We start from the raw sequence: 24,342 nt of genomic DNA, 5'->3' as shown, positions 1-24,342 counted from the left end.
GCGATGTGACAGACCGTGCGCGAGCCAAGCCCGATGGGGCCTATGAGGGCACTCTTTAGGCAGCCCACGAACGACGAGAGGACTACCCAAACTGCGTGTGACCGCGGGCGTATCGGAAGCTGCTTTCTTTGCTTACTTTCTTTGCAGCAGCAAAGAAAGTAAGTGCCGCCCCGCACAGGGGCAGTGCTAATAGACCACTAAGAAAACGGGATCCGGCGAAAAACCGGAGCCGACACGAATACGGGATCCGGCGACAACAAAACAAAAAACCCCCGAACCCCACCGCCTCGCGGTAAAAGCAAACCATCACCCCACCGGCGACAACGCCCCCAACTTATCCGCCGTAGTCTTCTGCAACGTAATGATCCGGCTCATAGCCGCATGATTCGTGGTCGCTTCGTCGTACATCTTCGCGAGATCCGCCTTGAGCTGCGTCCTCGATCCGCCATCGAGATAGACCATGTGTCCGGAAGGATAAAACGTCGCCGAAAGATTCTGCCGCACCGTCTTGTCGATCAGCGGCATCTGCTGCAAGTCGATGATCGTCTGATAGAACGGCGTCACGAAGTCGTACATCCCATTGGCGGCCAGCACCTTCAGATCGACGTTCAGCGCCATCACCGCGGCGAGATCGCCCGCCGTGTAGAGAATGATGTTGCCCTTCGAATCCAGGCCCTTCTGTTCGCCCGTCGGGTCCGTATGCTCGAAGTCCCAGTTGAGGAACGCCTGATCGTTCAGGTCCGTGAACGACGACGTCGACGTGAACTTCAACTGCTCGTTCAGATAGCTGTTCCACATCGTCGTGTAGACGCCGCTCACCGCGGTCATCGTCGGATCGTTGCCGCCCGAATTCGGATCGATCTTGCCCGCGATGCCCGTCGATATCGCCGTCACGCGACCATCGTAGGAGCCGAGCGATTCGCCCTTCGACTTCAAGAGCGTCGTGAGAAAAAGCGAATTCCCCCGGCTGTCGTAAGCCGCGATATCGAGACTCCACGCCAGCAACGTCGCGCGGTCGATGCCCGTGTATTCGGAGAGCTTCTCGACCACTTCATCGTCCGTCTGCGGAAACTTGCGCAGCGCGTTCAGATAATCCGTGCGCGAGAACTCCGCGACTTCCTCCACGAACGTCAGCAAGTTGGTCGGCGTCGGATGCACGCCGAGTTTCTTGTGATACCACGCGTCGGCGGCGGCGGTCGGCAACGCGCCGACAGGATTGCCCGCCTGCGCGTAATCGAGAATCGACGATTGCAGCGTGACGCCGTTCAAATCGATGCCGTCCTCATGCAGCTTGTACGCGAGCACGCAACTGCGCGCCGTGCCGTACGACTCGCCGAACAGAAACTTCGGCGAATTCCAGCGATTGTTCTTCGTCAGATAACGCTTAATGAACTGCGCGATCGACCCCGCATCCTGATCGACGCCCCAGAAATCGCGATTCTTGTTCGGCGCGATCGCCGCCGAATAGCCCGTGCCGACCGGATTGATGAAGATGAGATCGCTGCGGTCGAGCAGGCTGTCCGGGTTGTCTTCCATCTGATACGGCGCGGGCGGCGTGAAGCCCGGCATCGCCGTCTTGATGCGGCGCGGCGCGAACGAGCCGAGCAACACGAACACCGACGACGACCCCGGCCCGCCGTTATAGAAGAAGGTCAGCGGACGCGCCTCTTCCTTCGCGCCGTCTTTCGTGAACGCGACGTAGAACATCTTCGCGCTCGGCTTCGAACTGCTCGGATCGACCGTGACGAGATGGCCGACCGTCGCCGTATAAGCGATCTTCGCGCCGCCGATCGTCACGCTGTGATGCGTGATCGCCGCGTTCTCGTCGGCCTCGGTCGCCGCGATGGCGTCGTCGGGACCGTTGCCGTACGCGACCGGATCGAAATACGGCTGATCCTTCTTCGCCGTCGTGGTCTTCTTCGGCGCTTTCTTCGCGGCGGCGGTCAAGGCCGGTTCTTCCGCGTTCGCAGGTTTGTCGCTCGCTGCCAGTGGATCGGAGTTCATCGTGATCGCTCCAGAATCGTCGTCGTGGTTGTTGTTCACTGTCTTACGCCTTGCTCAAAGACTTCGCGGGTTTCAACGCGGCCGCGATCTTCGCGCCGTCGGGACTGCCCATGCCGGTGCACGCGTCCCAGCCGGCCGCCGCGGAAAAACTTCCGTTGTTGCCTTCCGTGATGTCGCGAAACGCCGTCTTCGCCGTGTAGAGCTTCGGATTGACGAAGCCCGATGGCGAACCGTTGATCGCGTTGATGCGCGCGATCAGCGCAGCCCACAACGGCGCGACCGCGCTCGTGCCGCCGACGACCGTATCCTCGCCGTCGATCAGCACCTCATAGCCGGTCAGCGGCGATGCGTCGCCCGCAACGTCCGGCACGCCGCGCTTCGCGAGCACCGTTGGCTTGCCGTTACGCATCACCGACAAACCCTTCTGCCACGCCGGCAGCGCGAACACGCCGGACACGCCGCCGCCGCCCGAGCCGCCCTGATCGCCGTCGTTCCAGACGACTTCCTTCGCGATGCCCGTCGCCGACGCCTTCAGGCTCGTGCCGCCGCAGCCGAGCACATACGGGCTCGACGCCGGAAAGTCGACGTGATCCGCGCCGTCGCCCGCGCCGTCGGACGAGCCGCTGTCGCCCGATGCCGCGCACACCGTCACGCCGAGCGCGGCCGCGCTTTGCAGCACGTCGTTGAACGCGCCGATCGATTGCGACGACCAGTTCGCCTCCGGCCCGCCCCAACTGATGGATATGACCGAAGGCTTGTTGGTGGAATCGTGCAGCGCGCGATTGACGGCATCGACGAAACCGGCGTCGCTGTTCGGCGCGAAGTACACGGCGATGCGCGCGCCCGGCGCCACCGCGCCCGCGACCTCGATATCGAGCGTCACCTCGCCGTCCGGGCCGTTCGGATTGCCCGTGGGCGCGTTCTTGCCGCCATCGACGCCGACCGACACGACTTGCGGCGACTTCACGCCGAGCTTCGAGAAGTACGCGGAAAGATCGGCATCGCGATAGCCGCCGCCCAGTTCGATGATGGCGATGCATTGGCCCGCGCCGTCGCCATCGGGGAAATCGTAGAGACGCGCGAGATCGACCGGCGTGAACGACGCGCTCGCCGCGCCGCGCGCCGGCTTGAACGGCGGACGGAAACGAAAGTGCGGACGCGCCTGCGGCTTGCTGTCGAGGCCGAGAACGGCGGTGACGGCGTCGTGCACTTCGTCGGGCACCTTCACCGGCCCCGAGCGTCCGCGATATTCGCCGATGTTGTGATGTTGAAAGCGTTCGAGCTTGACGTCGAAAGCCTTCTGGAATTGTTCGATGGTCCCTTTCAGCACGACGCTGCGCGTTTCGGTTTCCGCGCGCACGACCGTCAGGCCGTACTGCTGCGCAAACGCCTTCACTTTGGCGATGTCGTCGTCCGAGGCGGTGAAACGTTTGTCGAATTCCTCGCGCGATACGGCTTGCGCGGGCGCTTCGCCGGAATCGATGCGCGCCATCATCTGCTTGAAGCCCGCCTCGTCCTTGCGCCGCAGCATCACGATGACTTCGATCTGTTCGGACGGATCGCAGTCGCCGATGCATTGCGCGCCTTCGGGATGAATCTTGTCGCTGCCGCTGACCGGTTGCTTCGTCATGGTATCGATGCTCCTCGTTGGCCATGAAAATCAAAGTTTCTCGATCCTGCCGCTGCCCGCGCTTATCGTCTTATTTTCCGGGCGCGAATGCAATTGCTCGGACCGTTGACGAGAGCATGCAGTTCCAGCGAGACAAAAGCTGTCCCGGTCTTCAACGTTTCGTCTCGATGTGCGGCTCGGCGGGGAGCGCGATGCCGAGGCGCTCCATCAGGCGTCGCGCGTCGAACGGGGCGCGCACTTTCTGATCGTTGTCGAAGTAGCAGAAGACGTCGCGGCCCGCGCGCGGCCGTGCTTTCGCCGATGAAATCAGCCGCGCGTCGGCGATCTGTCCGCCCGACGCCCAGCATTCGATGCGGCGTGCCCATTCGTCGAGCGCCTCGTCCTTATAGCTGCCGCCATAAAGCGTTTCGCTGCCGTGAAGCCGCAAATAGGTGAAGTCGGACGTGAGATCTTCGGCATAGGGCCAGCCGGCCACCGAATCCGACACGACCAGCGCCGCGCCGTATTTGCGCAGCAGCCGCACGAATTCATCGGTGCAGAAACTCGGATGACGGATCTCGATCGCGTGCCGCAGCGCGCGCTTTCTTCCGGGCTCGAACCACGGGTCTTTCACGCGCGTGTCGTGGCCCTGGGCGAGCCGCGCGGCGGCGACCGTATCCTTCGGCAGCAATTCGAGAAAGCGTTCGAAGGCTTCGGGACGGAAGGAAAAGTTCGGCGGAAACTGCCAGAGGAACGGACCGAGCTTGTCGCCGAGCGCGAGCACGCCGGACGCGAAGAAGTTCGAGATCGCCGGAATCGCCGTTTCGTCGCGAAAACGCAGCATGTGCGTCAGATAGCGCGGCCCCTTCACGCTGAAGACGAAGCCATCGGGCGTCGCGTCGCGCCACGCGCGATAGCTCGTCACGCTTTGCAGCGAATAATGCGATCCGTTGATCTCGACCGTCTGGACCGCGCGCGACGCGAAATCGAGCTCGCGGGCCTGCGCGAGCTTTTTCGGATAGAACACGCCGCGCCAGCCGGCATAGCGCCAGCCCGAAATACCGATGCGGATGCGCCCGGTCATCGCGCGCCTAGTGCGGACGGCCTTCGTCGTATTCCGCCCGCGCGCCCTGCGGCAGCCACGGCTCGCGATGCTTGCACCAGAGCTCGTAAGTCGGCTCGAAGACGCCGGTTTCGTCGAATGCGCCGATGGGCAGATCGACTTCGTCGCGCGTCGTGAATTCCATGTACGCGACCGAGCCGCACGCCGGGCAGAAGTGCCGCCGGCCATCGTCGGAACTCTTCCACGTCGAAAGGCTGCCGCTCATCATCACGTTGCCGCGCGCGTAAATCGCATAAGCTCCGAAGGCGGAGCCATGCACTTGCCGGCACGTCGTGCAGTGGCAGATGCAGACGCGAATGGGCTTGCCCGTCGCGCGAAAGCGGAACGCGCCGCACGCGCATCCGCCTTCATGAACCGTAGCCGCCCGCGTTTCGTCCTTTTCAACGCTCATCGATCTCTCCCGTAAATACGATGGTTTGTTACGATAACCCTTCACGATCGGAGATGGCACTCATGAGCACACCAAGCACGACCGGCACCACGTATACCGCGAGTACCTTGTCCCTGCTGAAGCTGCTTCCCGGCGCCGGATCGGAGTTCGGTCCGGCCGCATCCGACCTCGTCGCCCAGGTGCTGTCGCATGATCGCTTCGATGCGGTCGCGAATGCGAACGCGCCGCGCGAAACGTTCCGCGGCGTCACCGTCGACGACGTCATGAACGACGAGTACGTGTTCCCGCTCGGCCGCACCGGCCAGTCGATCGTGCTGACGGGCTATCGCATCGCGGCGGGTTTCATCGCCGAACGCGCGGCCGACGAATGGCTCGAACTCGCGCACAAGGAACGCGTTGCAAAAGGCTTGCCCGCCGAGCCGCAAGGCAGCGAGCCGCATCTCGCGCCCGATCCCGCCGAAGCCGATCAGCTGCTCGACCGCGCCTACGAGTGCGCCCAGCGCATTCTCGATCCGGTCGCGGGCGAGCCGGTTCTTTCGCTCTTCGAGACGCACTATCGCGGCGGACGGGAGTTTTTGCGTCTGAGCTGGGAAGGTTTGCCGGAGGATCTCGTGCCGGAATCGCGCCGTCCGCTCGCGGCGCTCGCCGCCGCGCAAAACGGCGAGCGGCGAGAAAAGCGCGATTACGATCCGTACGGTCTCGACGGCGTCGACGATTACGACGTCGACAGGCCGCTCGCGTATCGCGAGAAGATCGGGCCGTTTCTCTTCACGATGACCTATCGCCACGAATACCCGCAGGTCGACGACGAGCGGCTCGGCACCGCGTTCGCCGTCTTCCACGAGGCGGGCAGCGATATCGTCGCGGCGGCGGTGCGGCTGAAACTCGTCAAGGTGCCGCCGCTCACGAGCAGCGCCGATCTCGTCTACACGCTCGACACTTACTCGGGCGAAATGCTCTCGCTCGCGCTCGCATCGACGGAAGCGCTCGGTCCGGAGAAGCTGTGCGAGGTCTACAACGCGCATCGCGTGATTTACATCAGCCTGTGGGAAGTGAGAAAGCCGTGGCGCGGCGAGGGCCTCGGCGTCGCGCTGCTGCATCAGGCGCTGGAACGCCTTCCCGTCGATGTCGATGGCCGGCCGAACGCGCTGTGCGTCGCGCCCGAGCCGTATCAGACCGACATGCGGCACTTCGAGAAGCTGCCCGGCGTGCTGCGCGAGGAACTGAAGACGCCGGCGAAGCGCCTCGCCGCGCATCTGACCAACTGGCTCGAACGCTCGAAGCTGCCGATCGCCACGCACTTCTTCGTGCCGATGGCCAAGCATGCGGGCATCGGCTCCGCGGGCGAGAACGCGCGGCTCATCGATTGGATCATGGAGAGCGAGGCCTGACGCGATGCTCGTCATCGTCGACGTGCAGGCGCGGCTCCTGCCGCATCTGGATGGCGCGCAACGTCTGACGGAGCGCGCCGGCACGCTCTTGCGCGCGGCGAACCTGCTCGACGTGCCGGTGCTTTTTACGGAGCAGAATCCGCGCGGGCTCGGCCGGACGGTCGAAAGCCTGCCCGTCGATCTCCGGTCGGCGAAAGTCGTCGAAAAGCACACATTCGATGCGACGCTCGAACCCGCGTTCGTCGATGCGCTGCCGCCCGCGCCCGCGACGCTGTGGGTCGCCGGCGCGGAGGCGCATGTGTGCGTGCTGCTGACGGTGCTCGGAGTGTTGCGGCTCGGCTATCGCGTGGAATTCGTGGCGGACGCGGTCGCGTCGCGGCGAGCCGCGGATCGCGCCGTCGCGATCGAACGGGCGCGGCAGGACGGCGCGCGGCTCACGACGGTCGAAACGACGATCTTCGGATGGATGGGCAGTTGCCGGCATCCGCGCTTTCGGGACGTGCTTGCGCTGATCAAGTGACGTGGGTTTCGAACCAGACCGTTAGTTTTACGCGCGCATGCAGCATTTACCCGCACGGCCCGCTCATAAGCCAGCCAGCGTCCGTCCCGAGCGCATGGCACCCCACTTGCTGTAGTCTGCGATTGCGGCTCGACGAACGTTCGGTTCCCTTACAGTTGCCGAACGATCGCGAACCGCGCCTCTTGCGCCGCCCCGAGGACTCGAGCATCGGCGCTCCGCCCGATCCGTCGCAATCGGCTGCGAGCGAATCCCCGTGAAGACTTGAGCCCGTCGACGCCCTTCCGAACGAGCGAGGAGCAACCGATCGCCATGTCCCCAGCCGATACCCATCCTCACGACGACGCCAGCGACGCGGCGCAAAAGCCGTCGCGCCGTCGTTTCCTGCAATCCGCCGCCGCGGCCGCAGCAGTGACCGCCGCGCCGCACGCGCACGCGCAGCAACCGGCCGCGACGCCTGCCTTGGCGCCGCCGCCCGCCGCCACGCCGATGTTGCCCGTGAAGCTCACCATCAACGGCCATCCGTATGAACTGCAGGTCGAGGCGCGCACGACGCTCCTCGACGCGCTGCGCGAATACGCCAACCTCACCGGCACGAAGAAAGGCTGCGACCGCGGCCAGTGCGGCGCGTGTACGGTGATCGTGTCGGGCCGGCGCATCAACTCGTGCCTGACGCTCGCGGTGATGCACGACGGCGAATCCGTCACGACCGTCGAAGGCCTCGCGCCCGACGGCGACACGCTCGCGCCGATCCAGCGCGCGTTCATCGAGAAGGACGCCTTTCAGTGCGGCTACTGCACGCCGGGGCAATTGTGCTCGGCGACGGCGCTCATCGCCGAATATCGCAACGGCGACGCGAGCGCGGTCACGGCCGACGTGCGCTTTCGCCCCGCGCAACTCTCCGACGACGAAATTCGCGAGCGCATGAGCGGCAACATCTGTCGATGCGGCGCGTATCCGAACATCGTCGCGGCGGTAAAAGCCGTCGCGTCGGGCAACGCGTAAGGAGACGCACATGGACGCGATCTCCTATCAGCGCGCGCCGGATATTGGCGCGGCGCTCGCGGCCGCGAGCCAGCCGGGCACGATGTTCATCGGCGGCGGCACGAATCTGCTCGACCTGATGAAAGGCGGCGTCATGCGGCCGATGAGGCTCGTCGACATCACGCACATCGACGGCCTGAATGGCATCACCGCCCTGCCCGATGGCGGTCTGCGCCTGGGCGCGCTCGTGCGCAACAGCGACGCCGCCAATCATGCGTGGGTGCGCGAACGCTATCCGCTTCTGTCGCAGGCGCTGCTCGCGGGCGCATCGGCGCAACTGCGCAACATGGCGACCGTCGGGGGCAATCTGATGCAGCGCACGCGTTGCGCGTACTTCTACGACACCGGCTTTCCTCAATGCAACAAGCGCTCGCCGGGCAGCGGCTGCGCGGCCATCGACGGCAACAATCGCATGCACGCGATTCTCGGCGCGAGCCGTCAGTGCATCGCGACGAATCCGTCCGACATGAGCGTCGCGCTCGCGGCGCTCGATGCCGTCGTGCGCGTCGCGGGCCCGAACGGCGAGCGGACGATTCCGTTCGCGGAGTTTCATCGGCTGCCGGGCGACAGGCCCGAGCTCGACACGACCTTGCACGCAGGCGAGCTCATCACGTCGGTCGATCTGCCGCCGCCGCTCTTCGCCGCGCACTCGAAGTATCTGAAAGTGCGCGACCGCGCGAGTTATGCGTTCGCGCTGGTATCGGTCGCGGCCGCGTTGCAGATGGACGGCAACACGGTGAAGAGCGCGCGCATCGCGCTCGGCGGCGTCGCGCACAAGCCGTGGCGCGCGAACGCGACCGAACGCGCGCTCGTCGGCCAATCGCTCGATAAAGCCACGCTGCAGAACGCCGCCGCGCTCGCCGTACAGGGCGCCCAGCCGCAGCGCGACAACGCGTTCAAGATCGTGCTCGCGCAGCGCGCGATCGTGCGCGCGGTTCAACAGGCCGGAGGTGTCGCATGACTGTCATCGGAAAACCGCTCGATCGCACCGACGGCGTGCTGAAAGTCACCGGCCAGGCACGCTATTCCGCCGACAACACCGACGCCAAGCTCGCGCACGCGGTCATCGTCACGAGCACGGTCGCGCACGGCCGTATCGCGTCGATCGACACGAGCCGCGCGCAATCGATGCCCGGCGTGCTTCTTGTGATGACGTATCGGAACGCGATGCGCCTGCCGAACAACGGCGTCCCTGACGCGCAGCCGCCCGCCGTGCGCAAGCTGACGCTCTTGCAGACCAACGAGGTGCGCTACAGCAACGAGCCGGTCGCGGTCGTCGTCGCGGACTCGCTGGAGCACGCGCAAGGCGCGGCGCGTTACGTCGACGTGCGCTACGAAGCCGCGATGCCCAACGCGGATTTCACGCGCGCGAAGGCCTCGGCGTATCAGCCGGAAAAGATGATGGGCCGCGCGATCACGACGAAACGCGGCGACGTCGACGCCGGTTTGAAACAAGGCCCGACGCGCCTCGACGCCGTCTACACGACGCCGTACGAACATCACAATCCGATGGAGCCGCACGCGACCGTCGCGCGTTGGGACGGCCCGAATCTCACGCTCTACGACGCGACGCAAGGCGTGTCCGGCGCGAAAAGCGCGGTCGCGAAGTTCTTCGGCATCTCCGATGAGAACGTGCGCGTGATCTGCCCGTTCGTCGGCGGCGGCTTCGGCTGCAAGGGGTCGGTGTGGTCGCACGTCGTGCTGGCGGCGATGGCGTCGAAGCAGACCGGCCGCCCCGTCAAGCTCGTGCTCGAACGGCCGCAGATGTTCGGCATGGTCGGCAACCGGCCATTCACCGAGCAGCGCTTTCAGGTGAGCGCGCGCGACGACGGCATCATGACCGGCATGCGTCACGACGTCGTTTCGACGACATCGACGTTCGAGGACTGGACCGAAAGCTCCGCGATCGTCACGCGCATGCTGTACGCGGTGCCGAACCAGTCGACGTCGCACAAGCTGGTCAAGCTCGACATCGGCACGCCGACCTTCATGCGCGCGCCCGGCGAGACGAGCGGCTCGTTCGCGCTCGAATCGGCGATGGACGAAATGGCGTATCGACTGAACATGGATCCGCTCGCGTTTCGCATCAAGAATCACGCGAACATGGAGCCGCAGGAGAAGAAGCCGTGGTCGGAGAAGGCGCTGCTCGAATGCTATCGGCGCGGCGCGGATACCTTCGGCTGGTCCAAGCGCAACCACGCGCCGAAGTCGATGCGCGAAGGCAATACGCTCATCGGCTGGGGCGTGGCGACGGCGACGTATCCGGCGAATCGCAGCGAGGCGTCGGCGGTGGCGCGCATCCTGCCCGACGGCACCGCGATGGTCGCGTCCGGCACGCAGGATCTCGGCACCGGCACGTACACGATCATGACGCAGGTCGCCGCCGACGCGCTCGGCTTTCCGCTCGATTACGTGCGCTTCGCGCTCGGCGATTCGTCCTTGCCGAAGGCGCCGGTCTCGGGCGGCTCGCAATCGGCGGCGAGCGTGTCGCCGGCGGTGCGGGCGGCGTCGATGGAGGCGCGCGATCAACTCATCGCGATGGCGCTCGCGGATCGCGGATCGCCCGTCGCCGGTCTCGCGCGCGAGGACGTGACCGTGTCCAACGGCTGGGTCGTGAGCCTGTCGAATCCTGACAAGCGCGATCCCGCGGCGGCGATCATCGCGCGCAACGGCGGCAAGCCGATCGAGGCGATCGCCACGACCCGGCCCGGCGACGAGAAAAAGCAGTATTCGTTTCACTCGTTCGGCGCGGTGTTCGCGGAAGTGCATGTCGATGCGGACCTCGGGATCATCCGCGTGCCGCGCATCGTCGGCGTGTACGACGTCGGCACGCTCTTCAACGAAAAGACCGCGCATAGCCAGTTGATGGGCGGCATCGTGTGGGGCGTCGGCTCGGCGCTGCTGGAAAAGAGCGAGATGGATTCGCGCTACGGGCGCTATACGAACGCGAATCTCGCGGAATATCACGTCCCGGTGAACGCGGATATCGGCATGCTGGATATCGCGTTCGTCGGCGAGCCGGACCCGCATATCAATCCGCACGGCGCGCGGGGCATCGGCGAGATCGGCATTACGGGCGTGGCAGGCGCGCTCGGCAACGCGGTGTATCACGCGACGGGGGTGCGTGTGCGCGATCTGCCGATTACGCTCGACAAAATCCTGCCGCCGACGATGGCGTGAAGTGAAACGACGCACCCGGCGGTCCGCCCGGCCGCCGTGTGTTTTTTTATGCTTGCGACGCCGTTCGATGCGCCGCACAATCGCGATTCATCCCCACACGAGCACCCGCGATGACCTATTCGTCGAACGCGACCGGCATTCTGCTGGCGGCGGGTCTCGGCACCCGTTTCGACCCGTCCGGACTCCACAACAAGCTGCTCGCCACCCTGCCCGACGGAACGTCCATCGTGTTCCAGTCGGCGCGCAGGCTGCTCGCCGTGTGCGCCGAAGTGATCGCGGTCGTGCGTCCCGGCGCCGAAAAGCTCGCCGACGTGCTCAACGAAGCAGGCTGCAACGTCATCTTCAGCGTCGACGCCGAGCGCGGCATGGGCGCGACGCTCGCCGCGGCCGTGCGCGCGACGTCCGAAGCCGATGGCTGGCTCGTCGCGCTCGGCGACATGCCGTGGATCGAAGCGTCGTCGTATGAAGCGGTCGCGCGTGCGCTCGACGGCGGGGAAGCGCTCGTCGCGCCGTTCCATCGTGGCAAGCGCGGGCATCCGGTGGGCTTCGGCATCGCGCATCGCGAGATGCTCGCCACGCTCGACGGCGACGCGGGCGCACGCGCCATCTTCACGACGCACAAGCCGTTCATCGTCGGAGTGGACGATGCGAACGTGCTGCGCGACGTGGATTTGCCGAGCGACCTCGGGCAGACTTGAGCGCGACTTAAGCCGCGATCGCCGCCGTTTCCGCCGAATCTTCGGCGTCGGCGCCGATCGGCAGATAGCGCCGGCTGACGTCGAGCAGCGTCGCGCCGAATCCCTTCTTCGCCCGGAAATCCGTCCGCGCGCTCGTCACCACGCGCGGCGACGCACTCCACTCGATCCGTGCGCCGGTCGCCATCAGCGCTTCGACGAGCGCCACGTCCTCGCTCGTCTCCAGCGGCGCAAATCCGCCCGCCTTCACGTACGCGCTCGCCGACACGCCCATGTTCGCGCCGTGAATATGCCGATGCCCGTCCGCATCGGTATAAGTGCGCCCGAAGTGCTCGCGCACCGCGCCGATATGCGGCGACCAGTCGCGCACGCCGATCACGCCGCACACCGCGTCCGCGCAGCAGTCGAGCTGGCGCACGAGCCAGTCTGCGGCGACGGTCGTATCGGCATCGGTGAATGCGAGCCAGCGCGCGCCCAGCGCCAGCGCCCGCTGTGCGCCATGCGCGCGCGCGACGCCGACATTGCACGCTTCGATGCACGTCACTTCCGCGCCCAGCGCCCGCGCGATGGCGGCGGTGTCATCGCTGCAACTGTCGGCGACGACGATCACGCGCGCCGCCTCGCCAAGCAGTTGATGATGATCTGCCGCGCGACGTGCAGCCGCGACGCACGCGCCGATATGCGCGGCTTCGTTGTGAGCAGGAATGACGATGGCAAGCATTGGCGGCTCCGTGTGTGAGTTTTTTTCCGTTGGCAATCGAGACGGCGCGATGGATGAATTTCAGCAATGGCCGTTCCCGTGAATGGCGGGCCGCTCCGCCGTATAAGGGCGCGATCGTCTCTAAATAGTTGCTGAAAAGCGGCGGGAATCGCTAGAATTACTGTATGGATATACAGTGCTTTTATGATTCCGCTCGCCGATGAAAAGCGTCACCATCGATCCGTCGTTCGCTGCCTGGCGTACCGAGGCGCGCAATCTCCTCATGGAAGACGCGCGCCCGGAAGACGTGGAATGGCTCGAAACCGATGCATCGGCAACGGTGTTCGGCTCCATCGTTGCGTCGCGTGGCCCGTCGGATCCGAATGCGAAGAAGCCGGTCAAGATCGCGCGCGAATTCCTCGCCATGCTCGAAACGGCGGCGTGCTATCGCGCGCCCGACCGCTGGCGGTTTCTCTACAAGGCGCTGTGGCGCTGGACGCAGGGCGACCGCGCGATCGCCTCGCCGGAAGATCCGGACGGGCATCGGCTGCGGCGCATGATCGAATCGGTCGAGGCCGAAGAAAGCGAAATGCGCAGAGTGCTGCGTTTCCGGCATCGCGATTCGTCGCTCGGGCCGCCCGAGTTCATCAGCTGGTTCGAGCCGGTGCACGATGTGCTGGAGCACGCCGCGATGCACTTCGCCACGCGCATGGGCAGCGCCACGTGGATGATCGCCACGCCGCACGGCGCCGCGTTCTGGGACGGCGCGCTCCTGCGCGTGGACCGCACGAGCGAGCCGGAAGAAAAGCCGATGGATTTCGGCGACACCGCGATGAGCGGCGAAGCCATCAGCGGCGACGCCATCGAGGCGCTCTGGCTCGCGTATTACGAGAGCACGTTCGCGCCGGCGCAGGAAAACGCCGCCGAAATGGCGTCGCATATGCCGGTGCGCTACTGGAAAAGCCCGGAGAACGCGCGCACCGATCCCGCGCTGATCTCCCGCGCCGATCCCTATTCGCGGCGCGACCGTCATCCGCGTAATGTGCCGCCCGACATGGAAGTCGCCATCAACACGGATCTGGAGCCGATCAAGGGCACGATGCTGATCGAGCCGCCGTCGCTCGATGCATGCAGGCGCTGCGCGCTGTGGCGCAACGCGACGCAGGCGGTGCCGGGCGTCGGTCCCGGCGACGCCCGCGTGATGCTGGTCGGCGAGCAGCCGGGCGATCAGGAAGACCGCGAGGGCAAGCCGTTCGTCGGTCAGGCGGGCAAGCTGCTCGACGAAGCGCTCGCCGAGGCGCAGATCGCGCGCGAATCGCTCTATCTGACCAACGCGGTGAAGCATTTCAAATGGGAAGCGCAAGGCGAGGAGCGCGCGCATCTCGCGCCCGCGCAGCGCGAACGCGAAGCCTGCCGCTACTGGCTCGACGAAGAACTGAAGCGCATCGGGCCGAAAGTCGTCGTCGCGCTCGGGGCGACGGCGCTCAAGGCGCTCACGGGGCATCGCACGGCGTTGTCCGAGTATCTCGGCAAGACCATCGAGCATAAGGGGCACATCATCGTGCCGACGTATCACCCGTCGTATCTGATGCGCCTCGCCGACGACAAAGTGCGCGCGGAAGTCTTCGGGACGATCGTCGAGGCGCTCGTTTTCGCGCAGCAGATCGCCGACGGCACCGCGACCATCCGCACGCCGGTGAAGGACCCGACGCGCTGAGCGAGCCGCAGATGCAACAGGACGAAACAGGACGCAACAGGACGCAACAAGACGAAAGCGTCGTCAACGTTCCTGTAAGCCGCGCGTTATACCGGTGTCGCGCCGACTGGCGCTCACCGATGGTCCACATCACACCCAAATGGCCGCTCTCCCGCTCGAAGAACTCCGCCGTCAACAATCGCAGGGCTTGCACACACGCGCGCTCGTGCCGAAATCGGCCGGGCAACTGAAGACCGAACGCGAGCGCATCGTCGCGCGTCTGCAATTGCTGCTCAACGTGACCATCGCGGTGGCGCTCGCGGGCGTCGCGCTCATCGCGTGGCTGCCGTTCTCGCCTGTGCCGCACGCATTCCGCTTCGGCGTGCAGGAAGTGCTCGGCGTCGCGGTGTTCGCGTCGTGCCTGTTCATCCTGCACGAGCGCGCCGAACTGGAGCTCGGTCTTTACGACTACGAGCCCGTCGAGCAGACGACGCAAGGCGAATTGCGCGCGCTGCTGCATCGCGTGCCGGAAGGCGTGTCGTATCAGGAAGCGCTCGCCGCGGACAAGCGCACGTTCGTGACTGGCGAAGTCGACGGCATCCGCCGCCGCGCCGAAGCGTTCACGCCGAAGACGCTGCCCGCCGCCGACGGCAACACGGAAACCTGAGCGCCGCTCGACGCCGCATCCAAGCCGCCGCCTCGCCATCGCGAGGTGGCGGCTTTTTTACATCGACGCTGAAAACTTCGCGCCTTGACGAGCGCCGCCGCGCCTCCTTCAATACGTGACAGATGCCGCAATCGACGCTCAAACTGTCACGCTTCGGAACGCAATCTGTGTCCAACGCGGGCATTTTCAGGCGGAACCTGCCGCAAACACGCCGGGCATGGCGGGTGCTTGCCAAGCGCGCGGCCCCGCGAGTTGCGCCGAATCGAGCGAGGCCACGCCACTTGCAGGAGCCAAGATGCGAGCCAATCCCCTTTCCACGTTGAGCGACGACCTCACGACAACGCTCGTCCCCGACGCGCCGAGCGCCCCGCCCGCCGCCGCGCGTGACGGGAGCGACGATTACGACACGCTCGCCGCGTTCCACGGCATCGAGCGCGAGCGCCTGGTGCTGATCCATCCGGGCAGCCATCACGCCGCGCCCGCCTGGCCCGCCGAACGATATGCCGATGTCGCCGACCAGCTCGCCGCCGATGGCTGGCAGATCGCGATCGTCGGCGATTCGCCCGATCCCGAGCGCACCGCCGGCGTGCTCGGCGCGATGCAGACGGCCGCGCTCTTTCTCGCGGGCGCCGTCGCGCCGGCGACGCTGCCGCGCCTGATCGCCAATGCGCGGCTGCTCCTGTCCGACGACGCCGAAGCGTCCTCGCCCGTCGCCGCCGCCCGCGCGCTCGGCACGCCGCATATCGTGCTCGACGAACATCCGCGCGACACCGGCAGCGACGCGATCGCCGCACACGCCCGCGACGCGCTCTCGCACACCGGCGGCGCGCATCCGGGCGAGCCGTTCACGCTGCACATGCCGGCGGCGCACGAATCGGCATAGACGAAGAGCCACCTTTCGGGGGACATCATGAAATTCGACATGCAGACCAATCCCGTTCCGGATCCCGTCGCGGACCCGAACCGCGATCCGGAAGCCGATCCGCTCACGCCGCCTTCGCCCGGTCATCGGCCGGAGGAGCCGCAGCATCCCGACGCGCCGCCCGACAAGGATCCGATCCGGCGTCTCTGATCCGACGCCTCCCTACGGGAATTCCCGCCCTACATTCGCCGCCCATGCCTGCCGTAAAGCGGGCATGCGGCGGCGTGCGCCGTCGCAAACGACAACGCGAATACAACGCAAACAGGCGACGGGCGCAACATGAACAGAATGACGTTGAACAAGAAGCTCGGCTCGTTGATCGCCGTGCTGTGGATCGGCTTGATCGCGATCGGGATCATCGGGGCATGGCAAAACCGGACGTCGATGATCGACGACCGCAAGGAGCAGTTGAAGACGCTCGTCAACGAGGCGCACTCGATCACCGCGCACTACGCGGCGCTCGCCGCGAACAAGACGCTCACCGAAGACGAAGCGAAAAAGCGCGCGCTGGAAGTGGTCGGCGCGATCCGCTACGGCACGGACGGCTATCTCTCGATCAACGACTCGCATCCGAGGATGGTGATGCACCCGATCAAGTCCGCGATGAACGGGCAGGATCTCTCGAGTTATGCCGATCCGGCGGGCACTCGCCTGTTCGTCGATATCGTCAAGGCGGGCGATCAGCCCGGCGGCGGCTTCATCAGCTATCTGTGGCCGAAGCCCGGCAGCGACAAGCCAGTCGGCAAGCTCTCCTACTCGCAGCGCTTCGGGCAGTGGGACTGGTACATCGTCACCGGCATGTACATGGACGACGTGCAGAGCGCGTTCTGGGCAAGCGCGCTGCGCTGGCTCGCGATCACGGCCGTGCTCGGCGGCTTCGCGACGGCCGCGATGCTCATCGTTCTGCGCAGCATCAAACGCAATCTCGGCGGCGAGCTCGAACTGGCGGTCGACGCGGCGCATCGCATCGCGCGTGGCGATCTGACGAGCAGCGTCGACGTCCGTCCGAACGACACGACAAGTCTGTTGCACGCGCTCAGCGTGATGCAGAGCGGTCTCGTCGATACCGTGTCGCGCGTGCGCAGCGGCACGGACAACATCAACGTGGGCGCGTCGGAGATCGCGGCGGGCAACACCGATCTGTCGCAGCGCACCGAGGAACAGGCCGCGGCGCTCGTGCAGACCGCGTCGAGCATGGACCAGATGACCGCGAACGTGAAGAACAACGCGGAGAGCGCCGCGCAGGCGGCGCGTCTCGCGGAGCAGGCGGCGGACGTGGCGACGCGCGGCAGCGGCGTGGTCGACGACGTCATCGACACGATGACGCGCATCACCGCGAGCTCGCAGCAGATCGGCGACATCATCGGCGTGATCGACGGCATCGCGTTCCAGACGAACATCCTCGCGCTGAATGCGGCGGTCGAAGCGGCGCGCGCGGGCGAACAGGGACGCGGCTTCGCGGTCGTGGCGGCGGAAGTGCGCAGTCTCGCGCAGCGCTCGGCGACGGCGGCGAAGGAAATCAAGGCGCTCATCGAAACGTCGACGCAGACGGTCGAGCAAGGCGCGTCGCTCGTGACGAACGCGGGCGCGACGATGACGGAAATCGTGCAATCGGTGCGCCGCGTGAACGAGATTCTCGACGAGATCAGCCACGCGTCGCGCGAGCAGAGCGCGGGCATCGAGCAGGTGAACCGCGCGGTCGTCGAGATGGATCAGGTGACGCAGCAGAACGCCGCGCTCGTCGAGGAAGCCGCCGCCGCCGCGCATTCGCTGAAGGATCAGGTCGATGTGCTGCGCGAGGCGATCGGAAGTTTCAGGCTGCCGGCGTGATTTCGGTCACGCCAGGAATCGTTCGACGAGACGCGCCCAGTAAGCCGCGCCGACCGGCAGATTCTTGTCGTTGAAATCGTAGTGCGGGTTGTGGACCATGCAGCCGTCCTCGCCCGCACCGTTGCCGAGGCGCAGGAACGAGCCCGGCCGCTGCTGCAGCATGAACGCGAAGTCCTCGCTGCCCATCAGCAGATCGGCGTGCGCGACGACGTTCTCTGCGCCGACCAGTTCGCGCGCGACCTCCATAGCGAACTCCGTTTCCGCGTCCGAATTCACGACGACCGGATAGCCTTCCAGATACTTCACCGTCGCGCTCGCGCCGTAGCTCGCCGCCTGCGATTCCACCAGTTCCTTGATGCGGCGCCTGAGCAGTTCGCGCACTTGCGGGTCGAAGGAGCGCACGGACAGTTCGAGCGTCGCGCGATTCGGGATGACGTTGTTGACCGTCCCGGCGTGCATCGAGCCGACAGTGACGACGGCCGGCTGCGCCGGATCGACGTTGCGCGCGACGATCGTCTGCAGCGCCATGACGATGCTCGCCGTCACGACGACCGGATCGACCGACAGATGCGGCCGCGCCGCGTGCCCGCCGACGCCTTCGACCGCGATCGACACCTGATCGCCCGCCGCCATGAACGGCCCCTTGCGGAACAGGAACGTGCCGGGCTGCGCGCCGGGATGGTTGTGCACGCCGAACACGGCGTCGCAATGAAAGCGCTCGAAAAGACCTTCCTCGATCATCTTCTGCGCGCCGCTCGGCACGCCGTGCTCTTCCGCCGGCTGAAAATACAGATGCACCGTGCCGTTGAAATTGCGCGTGCGCGCGAGATGGCGCGCCGCGCCGAGAAGCATCGTCGTGTGGCCGTCGTGGCCGCACGCGTGCATCTTGCCGTGCGTCTCGCTCGCCCAGGGCTTGCCGCTCTGCTCGATGATCGGCAGCGCGTCCATGTCCGCGCGCAGTCCGATGCTCTTCGTGCCGTCGCCCGCCTTCAACGTGCCGACGACGCCCGTCCCGCCGACGCCGCGCGTCACCGTCCAGCCCCACTCTTCGAGCCGCTCCGCGACGAGCGCCGCAGTGCGCGTCTCCTCATACGACAACTCCGGATGACGATGGATATCGTGGCGAATTTCGCGCAGCGAAGGCGCGTCGTCGGAGAGATCGGCGATGACGGTGAAGTGGTGGTCGGACGAGATCGTCATGGAGAAGCCCTTGCGGTTGATCGGAAAACGGCGCACATGATCCTCCACATGCGCCGCCCTTGCCAGTTCCGCGCGCGTTTTTTTCGCTGACCGTAAGCGAATCGTGAAATTTCGACCGCTTTTAGCGCAGAAACCGGTCGATCACGTCGGCGAGCGTGGCGAAAGCCGGCGCGATGTCGTCGTCCGGCACGCATGCATATCCGATCAGCAAACCGGATTCCGCGTCCGGCCGATGCGCGTAATACCCCGACAGCGGCCGCACGACGATGTTCTGCGCGAGCGCGGCGGCGGCGAGCGCGCGATCATCGACGTGGCGCGGCAGTTTCAGCACGAGATGCAGCCCGGCATCGCCCCCGGCGATCGAAAGCGTGTCGCCGTAGCGCGCGGCGATGGTCGCGAGCATCGCGTCGCGGCGCTGGCCGTAGAGCGCGCGCATCCGCCGGATATGCGACGTGAAATGCCCCTGCTCGATGAATTCCGCGAGCACGGCCTGCTGCAGCAACTGCCCTTCGCGATACAGCTCGGCGCTCGCCATCGCGAAGCTCTCCGCGAGCGCTTCCGGCACGACCACATAACCGATGCGCAGCCCCGGAAACAGCGTCTTGCCGAAACTGCCGACGTAAATCACCTGCCCCGCCGTGTCCATGCCCTGCAGCGACGCGAGCGGCCGGCTGCCGTAGCGGAATTCGCTGTCGTAATCGTCCTCGATGATCCAGCAGCGGTGCTGGCGCGCATATTCGAGCAGCATGCGGCGGCGCGCGAGGCTCATCACCATGCCGAGCGGATACTGATGCGACGGCGTGACGAGCATCAGCTTCGGCGGCGACGCGAGATCGGCGGATGTCGGCGCGATGCCTTCCGCGTCGACGGGAATCGCCTTCAGATCGAGCCCCGAAACCTGCAGAACGCTGCGCACGCCCCAGTAGCACGGATCCTCCGTCCAGATCGTGTCGCCCGGATCGGCGAGCAGGCGCGCGGCGAGATCGATGGATTGATGGATGCCCGTCGTCACGACGATCTGCTCCGGCGTGCAACGCACCGAGCGCGACGTGCGCAGATAGTGCGCGAGCGCGTGGCGCAGTCCCGCGTGGCCGCCGCCCGGCGCGTAGGTGAGCAGATCGGGCAGCGGCTTGCGCCAGTATTTCGCGTGCAGCCGGTTCCACACGCGCGACGGAAACCGCGATACGTCCGGCACGCCCGGCATGAACGCGCCGCCCTGACGCTTCGACACGCCCGCGCCCGAAATCAGCCGCGCGCCGCGCGTGGAGAGCGTCGATTGTGCATCGGATGGCGCGATCGCCGCGGGCGGCGCGTCGTCGAACACGATGTCGTCGGGCGTGCTGTCCGCGACGAAGGTGCCGCGCCCCGTCGCCGACGACACGTAGCCTTCGAGCGCGAGTTGCTCGTAGACCTGCGTCACCGTGTTGCGCCCGACGCCGAGCTCGGCGGCAAGCAAGCGCGACGACGGCACTTTCGCGCCCGCCGCGAGCTCGCGCGTGAGGATGGCCTGCTGTAGCAGCCGATGCAATTGCCGGTAGATCGGCTGGCCGTTCGTGCGATCGATGCGCTGCGCCAGCCAGTCGGACAGCACGCTTGCGCGCGTCGACATCGAATTGGCTCCTATAGATTTATTGAAATGGCTCTGAACTTGAGGGCCAAATCTTACTATAGTCGTCTCTATGTTCAGTCGGCCGATGCGGCCACCAACGATCCAGGAGATTTCCGTGAGCACCAACCTCAAGAACGCCGATCTGCACGCCCGCAAGAACGCTGCGACGCCGCGCGGTGTCGGCGTGATGTGCGATTTCTACGCGGCGCGCGCCGAGAACGCGGAACTGTGGGATGTCGAGGGCCGCCGCTTCATCGACTTCGCGGCGGGCATCGCGGTGTGCAATACGGGGCATCGCCATCCGAAGATCGTCGAGGCGATTCGCGCGCAGCTCGACTGCTTCACGCACACGGCGTATCAGATCGTGCCGTACGAGTCGTATGTGTCGCTCGCCGAGAAGATCAGCGCCCGCGCGCCGGGCTCGCACGCGAAGAAGACGGCGTTTTTCACGACGGGCGCGGAGGCTGTCGAGAACGCGGTGAAGATCGCGCGCGCCGCGACGGGCAGGCCGGGCGTGATCGCGTTCACGGGCGGCTTTCACGGCCGCACGCTCTTGGGCATGGCGCTCACGGGCAAAGTCGCGCCGTACAAGATCGGCTTCGGGCCGTTCCCGTCGGACGTGTTCCATGCGCCGTTCCCGAATTCGCTGCATGGCGTGTCCGTCGAGGATTCGCTGCGCGCGATCGAGCATCTTTTCAAGGCGGATATCGAAGCGACGCGTGTTGCCGCGATCATCTTCGAGCCGGTGCAGGGCGAAGGCGGTTTCGTTCCGGCGCCGACGGAATTCGTGCGCGGCCTGCGCAAGATTTGCGATGACCACGGCATTCTGCTGATCGCCGATGAAGTGCAGACGGGCTTTGCGCGCACCGGCAAGCTGTTCGCGATGGAGCATCACGGCGTCGTGCCGGATCTGATGACGATCGCGAAGTCGCTGGCGGGCGGGATGCCGCTGTCGGGCGTCGTCGGGCGCGCGGAGATCATGGATGCGGCGGCGCCGGGCGGGCTCGGCGGCACGTATGCGGGCAATCCGCTGGCGGTGGCGGCGGCGCATGCGGTGCTCGACATCATCGACGATGAAGAGCTCTGCGAGCGCGCGGTTGTGCTCGGCGACAAGCTGAAGGCGAAACTCGAAGCGCTGAAGGGCGATGTGCCGCAGATCGCCGATGTGCGCGGGCCGGGGGGGATGATCGCGGTCGAGTTCTGCAAGCCCGGTTCGCATGATGCGGATGCTGCTTTTGCAAAGCTCGTGCAGACGCGGGCGCTGGAGCGCGGGTTGCTGCTGTTGGTTTGTGGCGTTTATTCGAACGTGGTTCGGTTCCTGTTTCCGCTCACCATTCAGGATGCGGTTTTTGATGAGGCGCTCGGTATTCTTGAAGATGTGTTGACGGAGACTGTTGGCGTTGCGGTTTGATTTGGTTTTTGGTTTTTTGTTTTTTGTTTTGCGTTGGTCGCCGGATCCCGTATTCGCGTCGGTCTATTAGCGTTGCCCCTGTGCGGGGCGGCACTCACTTTCTTTGCTGCTGCAAAGAAAGTAAGCAAAGAAAGCAGCTTTTCAGGCCCGCGGTCACACGCAATTTGGGTAGTTCTCTCGTCCCAGGCGGCACTCGCCTAAAGAGTGCCCTCGAAGGACCAACCGGGCTTGGCTCGCGCACGGTCCGCCGCCCGAAAACGCTGAGGACACTGGTTCAGCACGAAAGAGCTTCGGCACAGCGCTACGCGCTGCCGCCGGGTCCGCAAGGGAAACCAAAGGGCGGCGATTGCAGTGAGATGGAGACGTTAGTAGAGAAGCACGCGCGGACCCGATTGACCGGTCGGCCGCGAAGCGGGCTGGAGCTATTTGGTGCTGAACCAGTTTGTTGTGTGGTGCGATGTGACAGACCGTGCGCGAGCCAAGCCCGATGGGGCCTATGAGGGCACTCTTTAGGCAGCCCACGAACGACGAGAGGACTACCCAAACTGCGTGTGACCGCGGGCGTATCGGAAGCTGCTTTCTTTGCTTACTTTCTTTGCAGCAGCAAAGAAAGTAAGTGCCGCCCCGCACAGGGGCAGTGCTAATAGACCACTAAGAAAACGGGATCCGGCGAAAAACCGGAGCCGACACGAAAACGGGATCCAGCGACAACCCCGAGCCGACCCGAAAGGACTAGCAAATGAGCCTGAAAGAACACCTGAAAGACCCGACGCTCTTGCGTCACGCAGCGTACATCGACGGCGAATGGCAACAAGCCGACAACGGCGAAACGTTTGAAGTGGTGAACCCGGCAACGGGAGAATCCCTCGGCAAAGTCCCCAACATGGGCGCAACCGAAACGCGCCGCGCGATCGATGCCGCCAACACCGCCTGGCCCGCCTGGCGCAAAAAAACCGCGAAGGAACGCGCGGCCATCCTGCGCCGCTGGTTCGACCTGATGATGGCAAACGCCGACGATCTCGCCCTCATCCTCACGACCGAGCAAGGCAAGCCGCTCGCCGAAGCCAAGGGCGAAATCACCTACGCGGCGTCGTTCATCGAATGGTTCGCGGAGGAAGGCAAGCGCGTCGCCGGCGATACGCTCGCCACGCCCGCCGCCGACAAGCGCATCGTCGTGACCAAGGAACCGATCGGCGTCTGCGCCGCAATCACGCCGTGGAACTTCCCCGCCGCGATGATCACGCGCAAGGTCGGACCGGCGCTCGCAGCCGGCTGCCCGATCGTCGTGAAGCCCGCCGAAGCAACGCCCTTCTCCGCATTCGCGCTCGCGGTGCTCGCAGAACGCGCGGGCCTGCCGAAAGGCGTGCTCAGCATCCTGACCGGCGATCCGAAAGCGATCGGCGGCGAAATGACGGACAATCCGATCGTGCGCAAGCTGTCGTTCACCGGCTCGACGGCGGTCGGCCGTCTGCTGATGGCGCAAAGCGCGCCGACCGTCAAAAAGGTGACGCTGGAACTCGGCGGCAACGCACCGTTCATCGTATTCGACGACGCCGATCTCGACGCCGCCGTGGAAGGCGCGATTGCATCGAAATATCGGAATAGCGGACAAACCTGCGTGTGCACGAACCGCTTCTACGTCCACGAGCGCGTCTACGATGCCTTCGCGCAAAAGCTCGCGGCAGCCGCGAGCAAGCTCAAGGTCGGAAGCGGCACGGAAAGCGGCGTCGCGCTCGGGCCGCTCATCAACGAAGCGGCCGTGCAAAAGGTCGAATCGCATATCGCGGACGCGCTCGCGAAAGGCGCCGCGCTCGCTTCGGGCGGCAAGCGGCACACGCTCGGTCACGGGTTCTTTGAGCCGACCGTACTGACCGGCGTCACGCCGGACATGAAAGTGGCGAAGGAAGAAACTTTCGGCCCGCTCGCGCCGATCTTCAAATTCTCGTCCGACGACGAAGTCGTGCAGCTCGCCAACGACACCGAGTTCGGCCTCGCCGCGTACTTCTATAGCCGCGACATCGGCCGCATCTGGCGCGTCGCCGAAGCGCTGGAATACGGCATGGTGGGCATCAACACCGGCCTCATCTCGAACGAAGTCGCGCCGTTCGGCGGCGTGAAGCAGTCGGGCCTCGGGCGCGAAGGCTCGCATTACGGCATCGACGATTACGTCGTCATCAAGTATCTCTGCATGGCGGTGTGATCGCGTTTCGTTGACGCGAAAAGAAAAAGCCTCGGCGCTTTGAACTGCACCCCAAAAGTTGGACAGTTTTGGGCTAGGCCGCTAAGGGCTGAGTTCTGTACATCACAGGACTCAGCCCTTTCAGCTTCAGCTTGATGCGGTGGTGATTGTAGT

General features: G+C 65.5%; 21 protein-coding genes. 13 read left to right on the top strand and 8 right to left on the bottom strand.

All coding sequences use genetic code 11. The annotated features are described in order from the left end of the window. Positions 1 to 306: 306 nt before the first annotated feature. The 4 genes from QCE49_RS26790 to QCE49_RS26775 all read right to left on the bottom strand — a co-directional run bounded on the left by QCE49_RS26790 (position 307) and on the right by QCE49_RS26775 (position 5,127). On the bottom strand, positions 307 to 2,004 hold the full coding sequence (locus tag QCE49_RS26790; RefSeq protein ID WP_250458860.1) for a S10 family peptidase: 1,698 nt from the start codon (positions 2,002 to 2,004) through the stop codon (positions 307 to 309). A 43-nt stretch (positions 2,005 to 2,047) separates the two neighbouring features. Beyond that, entirely contained in the window at positions 2,048 to 3,634 is a 1,587-nt protein-coding gene (locus tag QCE49_RS26785) for a protease pro-enzyme activation domain-containing protein (RefSeq protein WP_250440457.1), read from the bottom strand. 151 nt (positions 3,635 to 3,785) lie between these two features. Beyond that, positions 3,786 to 4,697 carry a DUF72 domain-containing protein gene (locus QCE49_RS26780; protein WP_008353805.1) on the bottom strand — a complete coding sequence of 304 codons (912 nt, stop codon included), beginning with the start codon at positions 4,695 to 4,697 and terminating at the stop codon, positions 3,786 to 3,788. Between the two features lie 7 nt (positions 4,698 to 4,704). Next, on the bottom strand, positions 4,705 to 5,127 hold the full coding sequence (locus tag QCE49_RS26775) for a GFA family protein (protein WP_008353807.1): 423 nt from the start codon (positions 5,125 to 5,127) through the stop codon (positions 4,705 to 4,707). Positions 5,128 to 5,189: 62 nt separating this feature from the next. Between QCE49_RS26775 and QCE49_RS26770 the strand changes: the two genes are divergently transcribed. The 6 genes from QCE49_RS26770 to QCE49_RS26745 all read left to right on the top strand — a co-directional run bounded on the left by QCE49_RS26770 (position 5,190) and on the right by QCE49_RS26745 (position 11,957). Then, positions 5,190 to 6,518: an inositol monophosphatase gene (locus tag QCE49_RS26770; RefSeq protein WP_250458858.1), complete on the top strand. Its 1,329-nt coding sequence runs from the start codon at positions 5,190 to 5,192 to the stop codon at positions 6,516 to 6,518. Positions 6,519 to 6,522: 4 nt separating this feature from the next. After that, positions 6,523 to 7,038: an isochorismatase family protein gene (locus QCE49_RS26765; protein WP_250458856.1), complete on the top strand. Its 516-nt coding sequence runs from the start codon at positions 6,523 to 6,525 to the stop codon at positions 7,036 to 7,038. Positions 7,039 to 7,347: 309 nt separating this feature from the next. Next, positions 7,348 to 8,040, top strand: coding sequence for a (2Fe-2S)-binding protein (locus QCE49_RS26760; protein ID WP_250435556.1), 693 nt, complete (start codon positions 7,348 to 7,350; stop codon positions 8,038 to 8,040). Between the two features lie 10 nt (positions 8,041 to 8,050). Then, positions 8,051 to 9,040, top strand: a complete 990-nt coding sequence (locus QCE49_RS26755; RefSeq protein ID WP_008353811.1) for a xanthine dehydrogenase family protein subunit M — start codon at positions 8,051 to 8,053, stop codon at positions 9,038 to 9,040. Further along, positions 9,037 to 11,259, top strand: a complete 2,223-nt coding sequence (locus QCE49_RS26750) for a xanthine dehydrogenase family protein molybdopterin-binding subunit (RefSeq protein ID WP_008353812.1) — start codon at positions 9,037 to 9,039, stop codon at positions 11,257 to 11,259. Before QCE49_RS26755 ends, QCE49_RS26750 begins: the two co-directional genes overlap by 4 nt. Positions 11,260 to 11,369: 110 nt before the next feature. Then, positions 11,370 to 11,957, top strand: a complete 588-nt coding sequence (locus tag QCE49_RS26745; protein WP_250458854.1) for an NTP transferase domain-containing protein — start codon at positions 11,370 to 11,372, stop codon at positions 11,955 to 11,957. Positions 11,958 to 11,964: 7 nt separating this feature from the next. Here QCE49_RS26745 and QCE49_RS26740 read toward each other — a convergent pair whose 3' ends face one another. Beyond that, on the bottom strand, positions 11,965 to 12,675 hold the full coding sequence (locus QCE49_RS26740; protein ID WP_250440454.1) for a glycosyltransferase family 2 protein: 711 nt from the start codon (positions 12,673 to 12,675) through the stop codon (positions 11,965 to 11,967). A gap of 199 nt (positions 12,676 to 12,874) precedes the next feature. On the opposite strand from QCE49_RS26740, the gene QCE49_RS26735 reads away from it, so the two are divergent. The 5 genes from QCE49_RS26735 to QCE49_RS26715 all read left to right on the top strand — a co-directional run bounded on the left by QCE49_RS26735 (position 12,875) and on the right by QCE49_RS26715 (position 17,769). Beyond that, positions 12,875 to 14,371, top strand: coding sequence for a UdgX family uracil-DNA binding protein (locus QCE49_RS26735; protein WP_250440453.1), 1,497 nt, complete (start codon positions 12,875 to 12,877; stop codon positions 14,369 to 14,371). A gap of 139 nt (positions 14,372 to 14,510) precedes the next feature. Next, positions 14,511 to 15,017, top strand: coding sequence for a hypothetical protein (locus QCE49_RS26730; RefSeq protein ID WP_008353817.1), 507 nt, complete (start codon positions 14,511 to 14,513; stop codon positions 15,015 to 15,017). Between the two features lie 295 nt (positions 15,018 to 15,312). Beyond that, complete coding sequence (locus QCE49_RS26725; protein WP_008353823.1) at positions 15,313 to 15,900, top strand: glycosyltransferase family 9 protein; 588 nt, start codon at positions 15,313 to 15,315, stop codon at positions 15,898 to 15,900. 27 nt (positions 15,901 to 15,927) lie between these two features. Further along, positions 15,928 to 16,089, top strand: coding sequence for a hypothetical protein (locus tag QCE49_RS26720; RefSeq protein ID WP_008353824.1), 162 nt, complete (start codon positions 15,928 to 15,930; stop codon positions 16,087 to 16,089). Between the two features lie 138 nt (positions 16,090 to 16,227). After that, complete coding sequence (locus QCE49_RS26715) at positions 16,228 to 17,769, top strand: methyl-accepting chemotaxis protein (protein WP_034474397.1); 1,542 nt, start codon at positions 16,228 to 16,230, stop codon at positions 17,767 to 17,769. A gap of 6 nt (positions 17,770 to 17,775) precedes the next feature. Here QCE49_RS26715 and QCE49_RS26710 read toward each other — a convergent pair whose 3' ends face one another. Then, positions 17,776 to 18,969, bottom strand: coding sequence for a M20 aminoacylase family protein (locus QCE49_RS26710; RefSeq protein ID WP_250458926.1), 1,194 nt, complete (start codon positions 18,967 to 18,969; stop codon positions 17,776 to 17,778). A 121-nt stretch (positions 18,970 to 19,090) separates the two neighbouring features. Next, positions 19,091 to 20,578 (bottom strand): PLP-dependent aminotransferase family protein, encoded by a 1,488-nt coding sequence (locus QCE49_RS26705; RefSeq protein WP_175979121.1) that lies wholly within the window; start codon positions 20,576 to 20,578, stop codon positions 19,091 to 19,093. Positions 20,579 to 20,693: 115 nt separating this feature from the next. On the opposite strand from QCE49_RS26705, the gene gabT reads away from it, so the two are divergent. Further along, entirely contained in the window at positions 20,694 to 21,989 is a 1,296-nt protein-coding gene (gene gabT / locus QCE49_RS26700; protein WP_309806605.1) for a 4-aminobutyrate--2-oxoglutarate transaminase, read from the top strand. Between the two features lie 739 nt (positions 21,990 to 22,728). After that, on the top strand, positions 22,729 to 24,189 hold the full coding sequence (locus QCE49_RS26695; protein WP_250460787.1) for an NAD-dependent succinate-semialdehyde dehydrogenase: 1,461 nt from the start codon (positions 22,729 to 22,731) through the stop codon (positions 24,187 to 24,189). A gap of 73 nt (positions 24,190 to 24,262) precedes the next feature. Here the strand turns inward: QCE49_RS26695 and QCE49_RS26690 are convergent. Continuing rightward, positions 24,263 to 24,342: IS3 family transposase (locus QCE49_RS26690; protein ID WP_309806065.1), on the bottom strand; the 80-nt coding region annotated here is incomplete at its 5' end.

Source organism: Caballeronia sp. LZ008 (assembly GCF_031451435.1).
Classification (GTDB): domain Bacteria; phylum Pseudomonadota; class Gammaproteobacteria; order Burkholderiales; family Burkholderiaceae; genus Caballeronia; species Caballeronia zhejiangensis.
The sequence above is the reverse complement of the archived record's forward strand: the minus strand, read 5'-3'. Positions and strand labels throughout refer to the sequence as shown.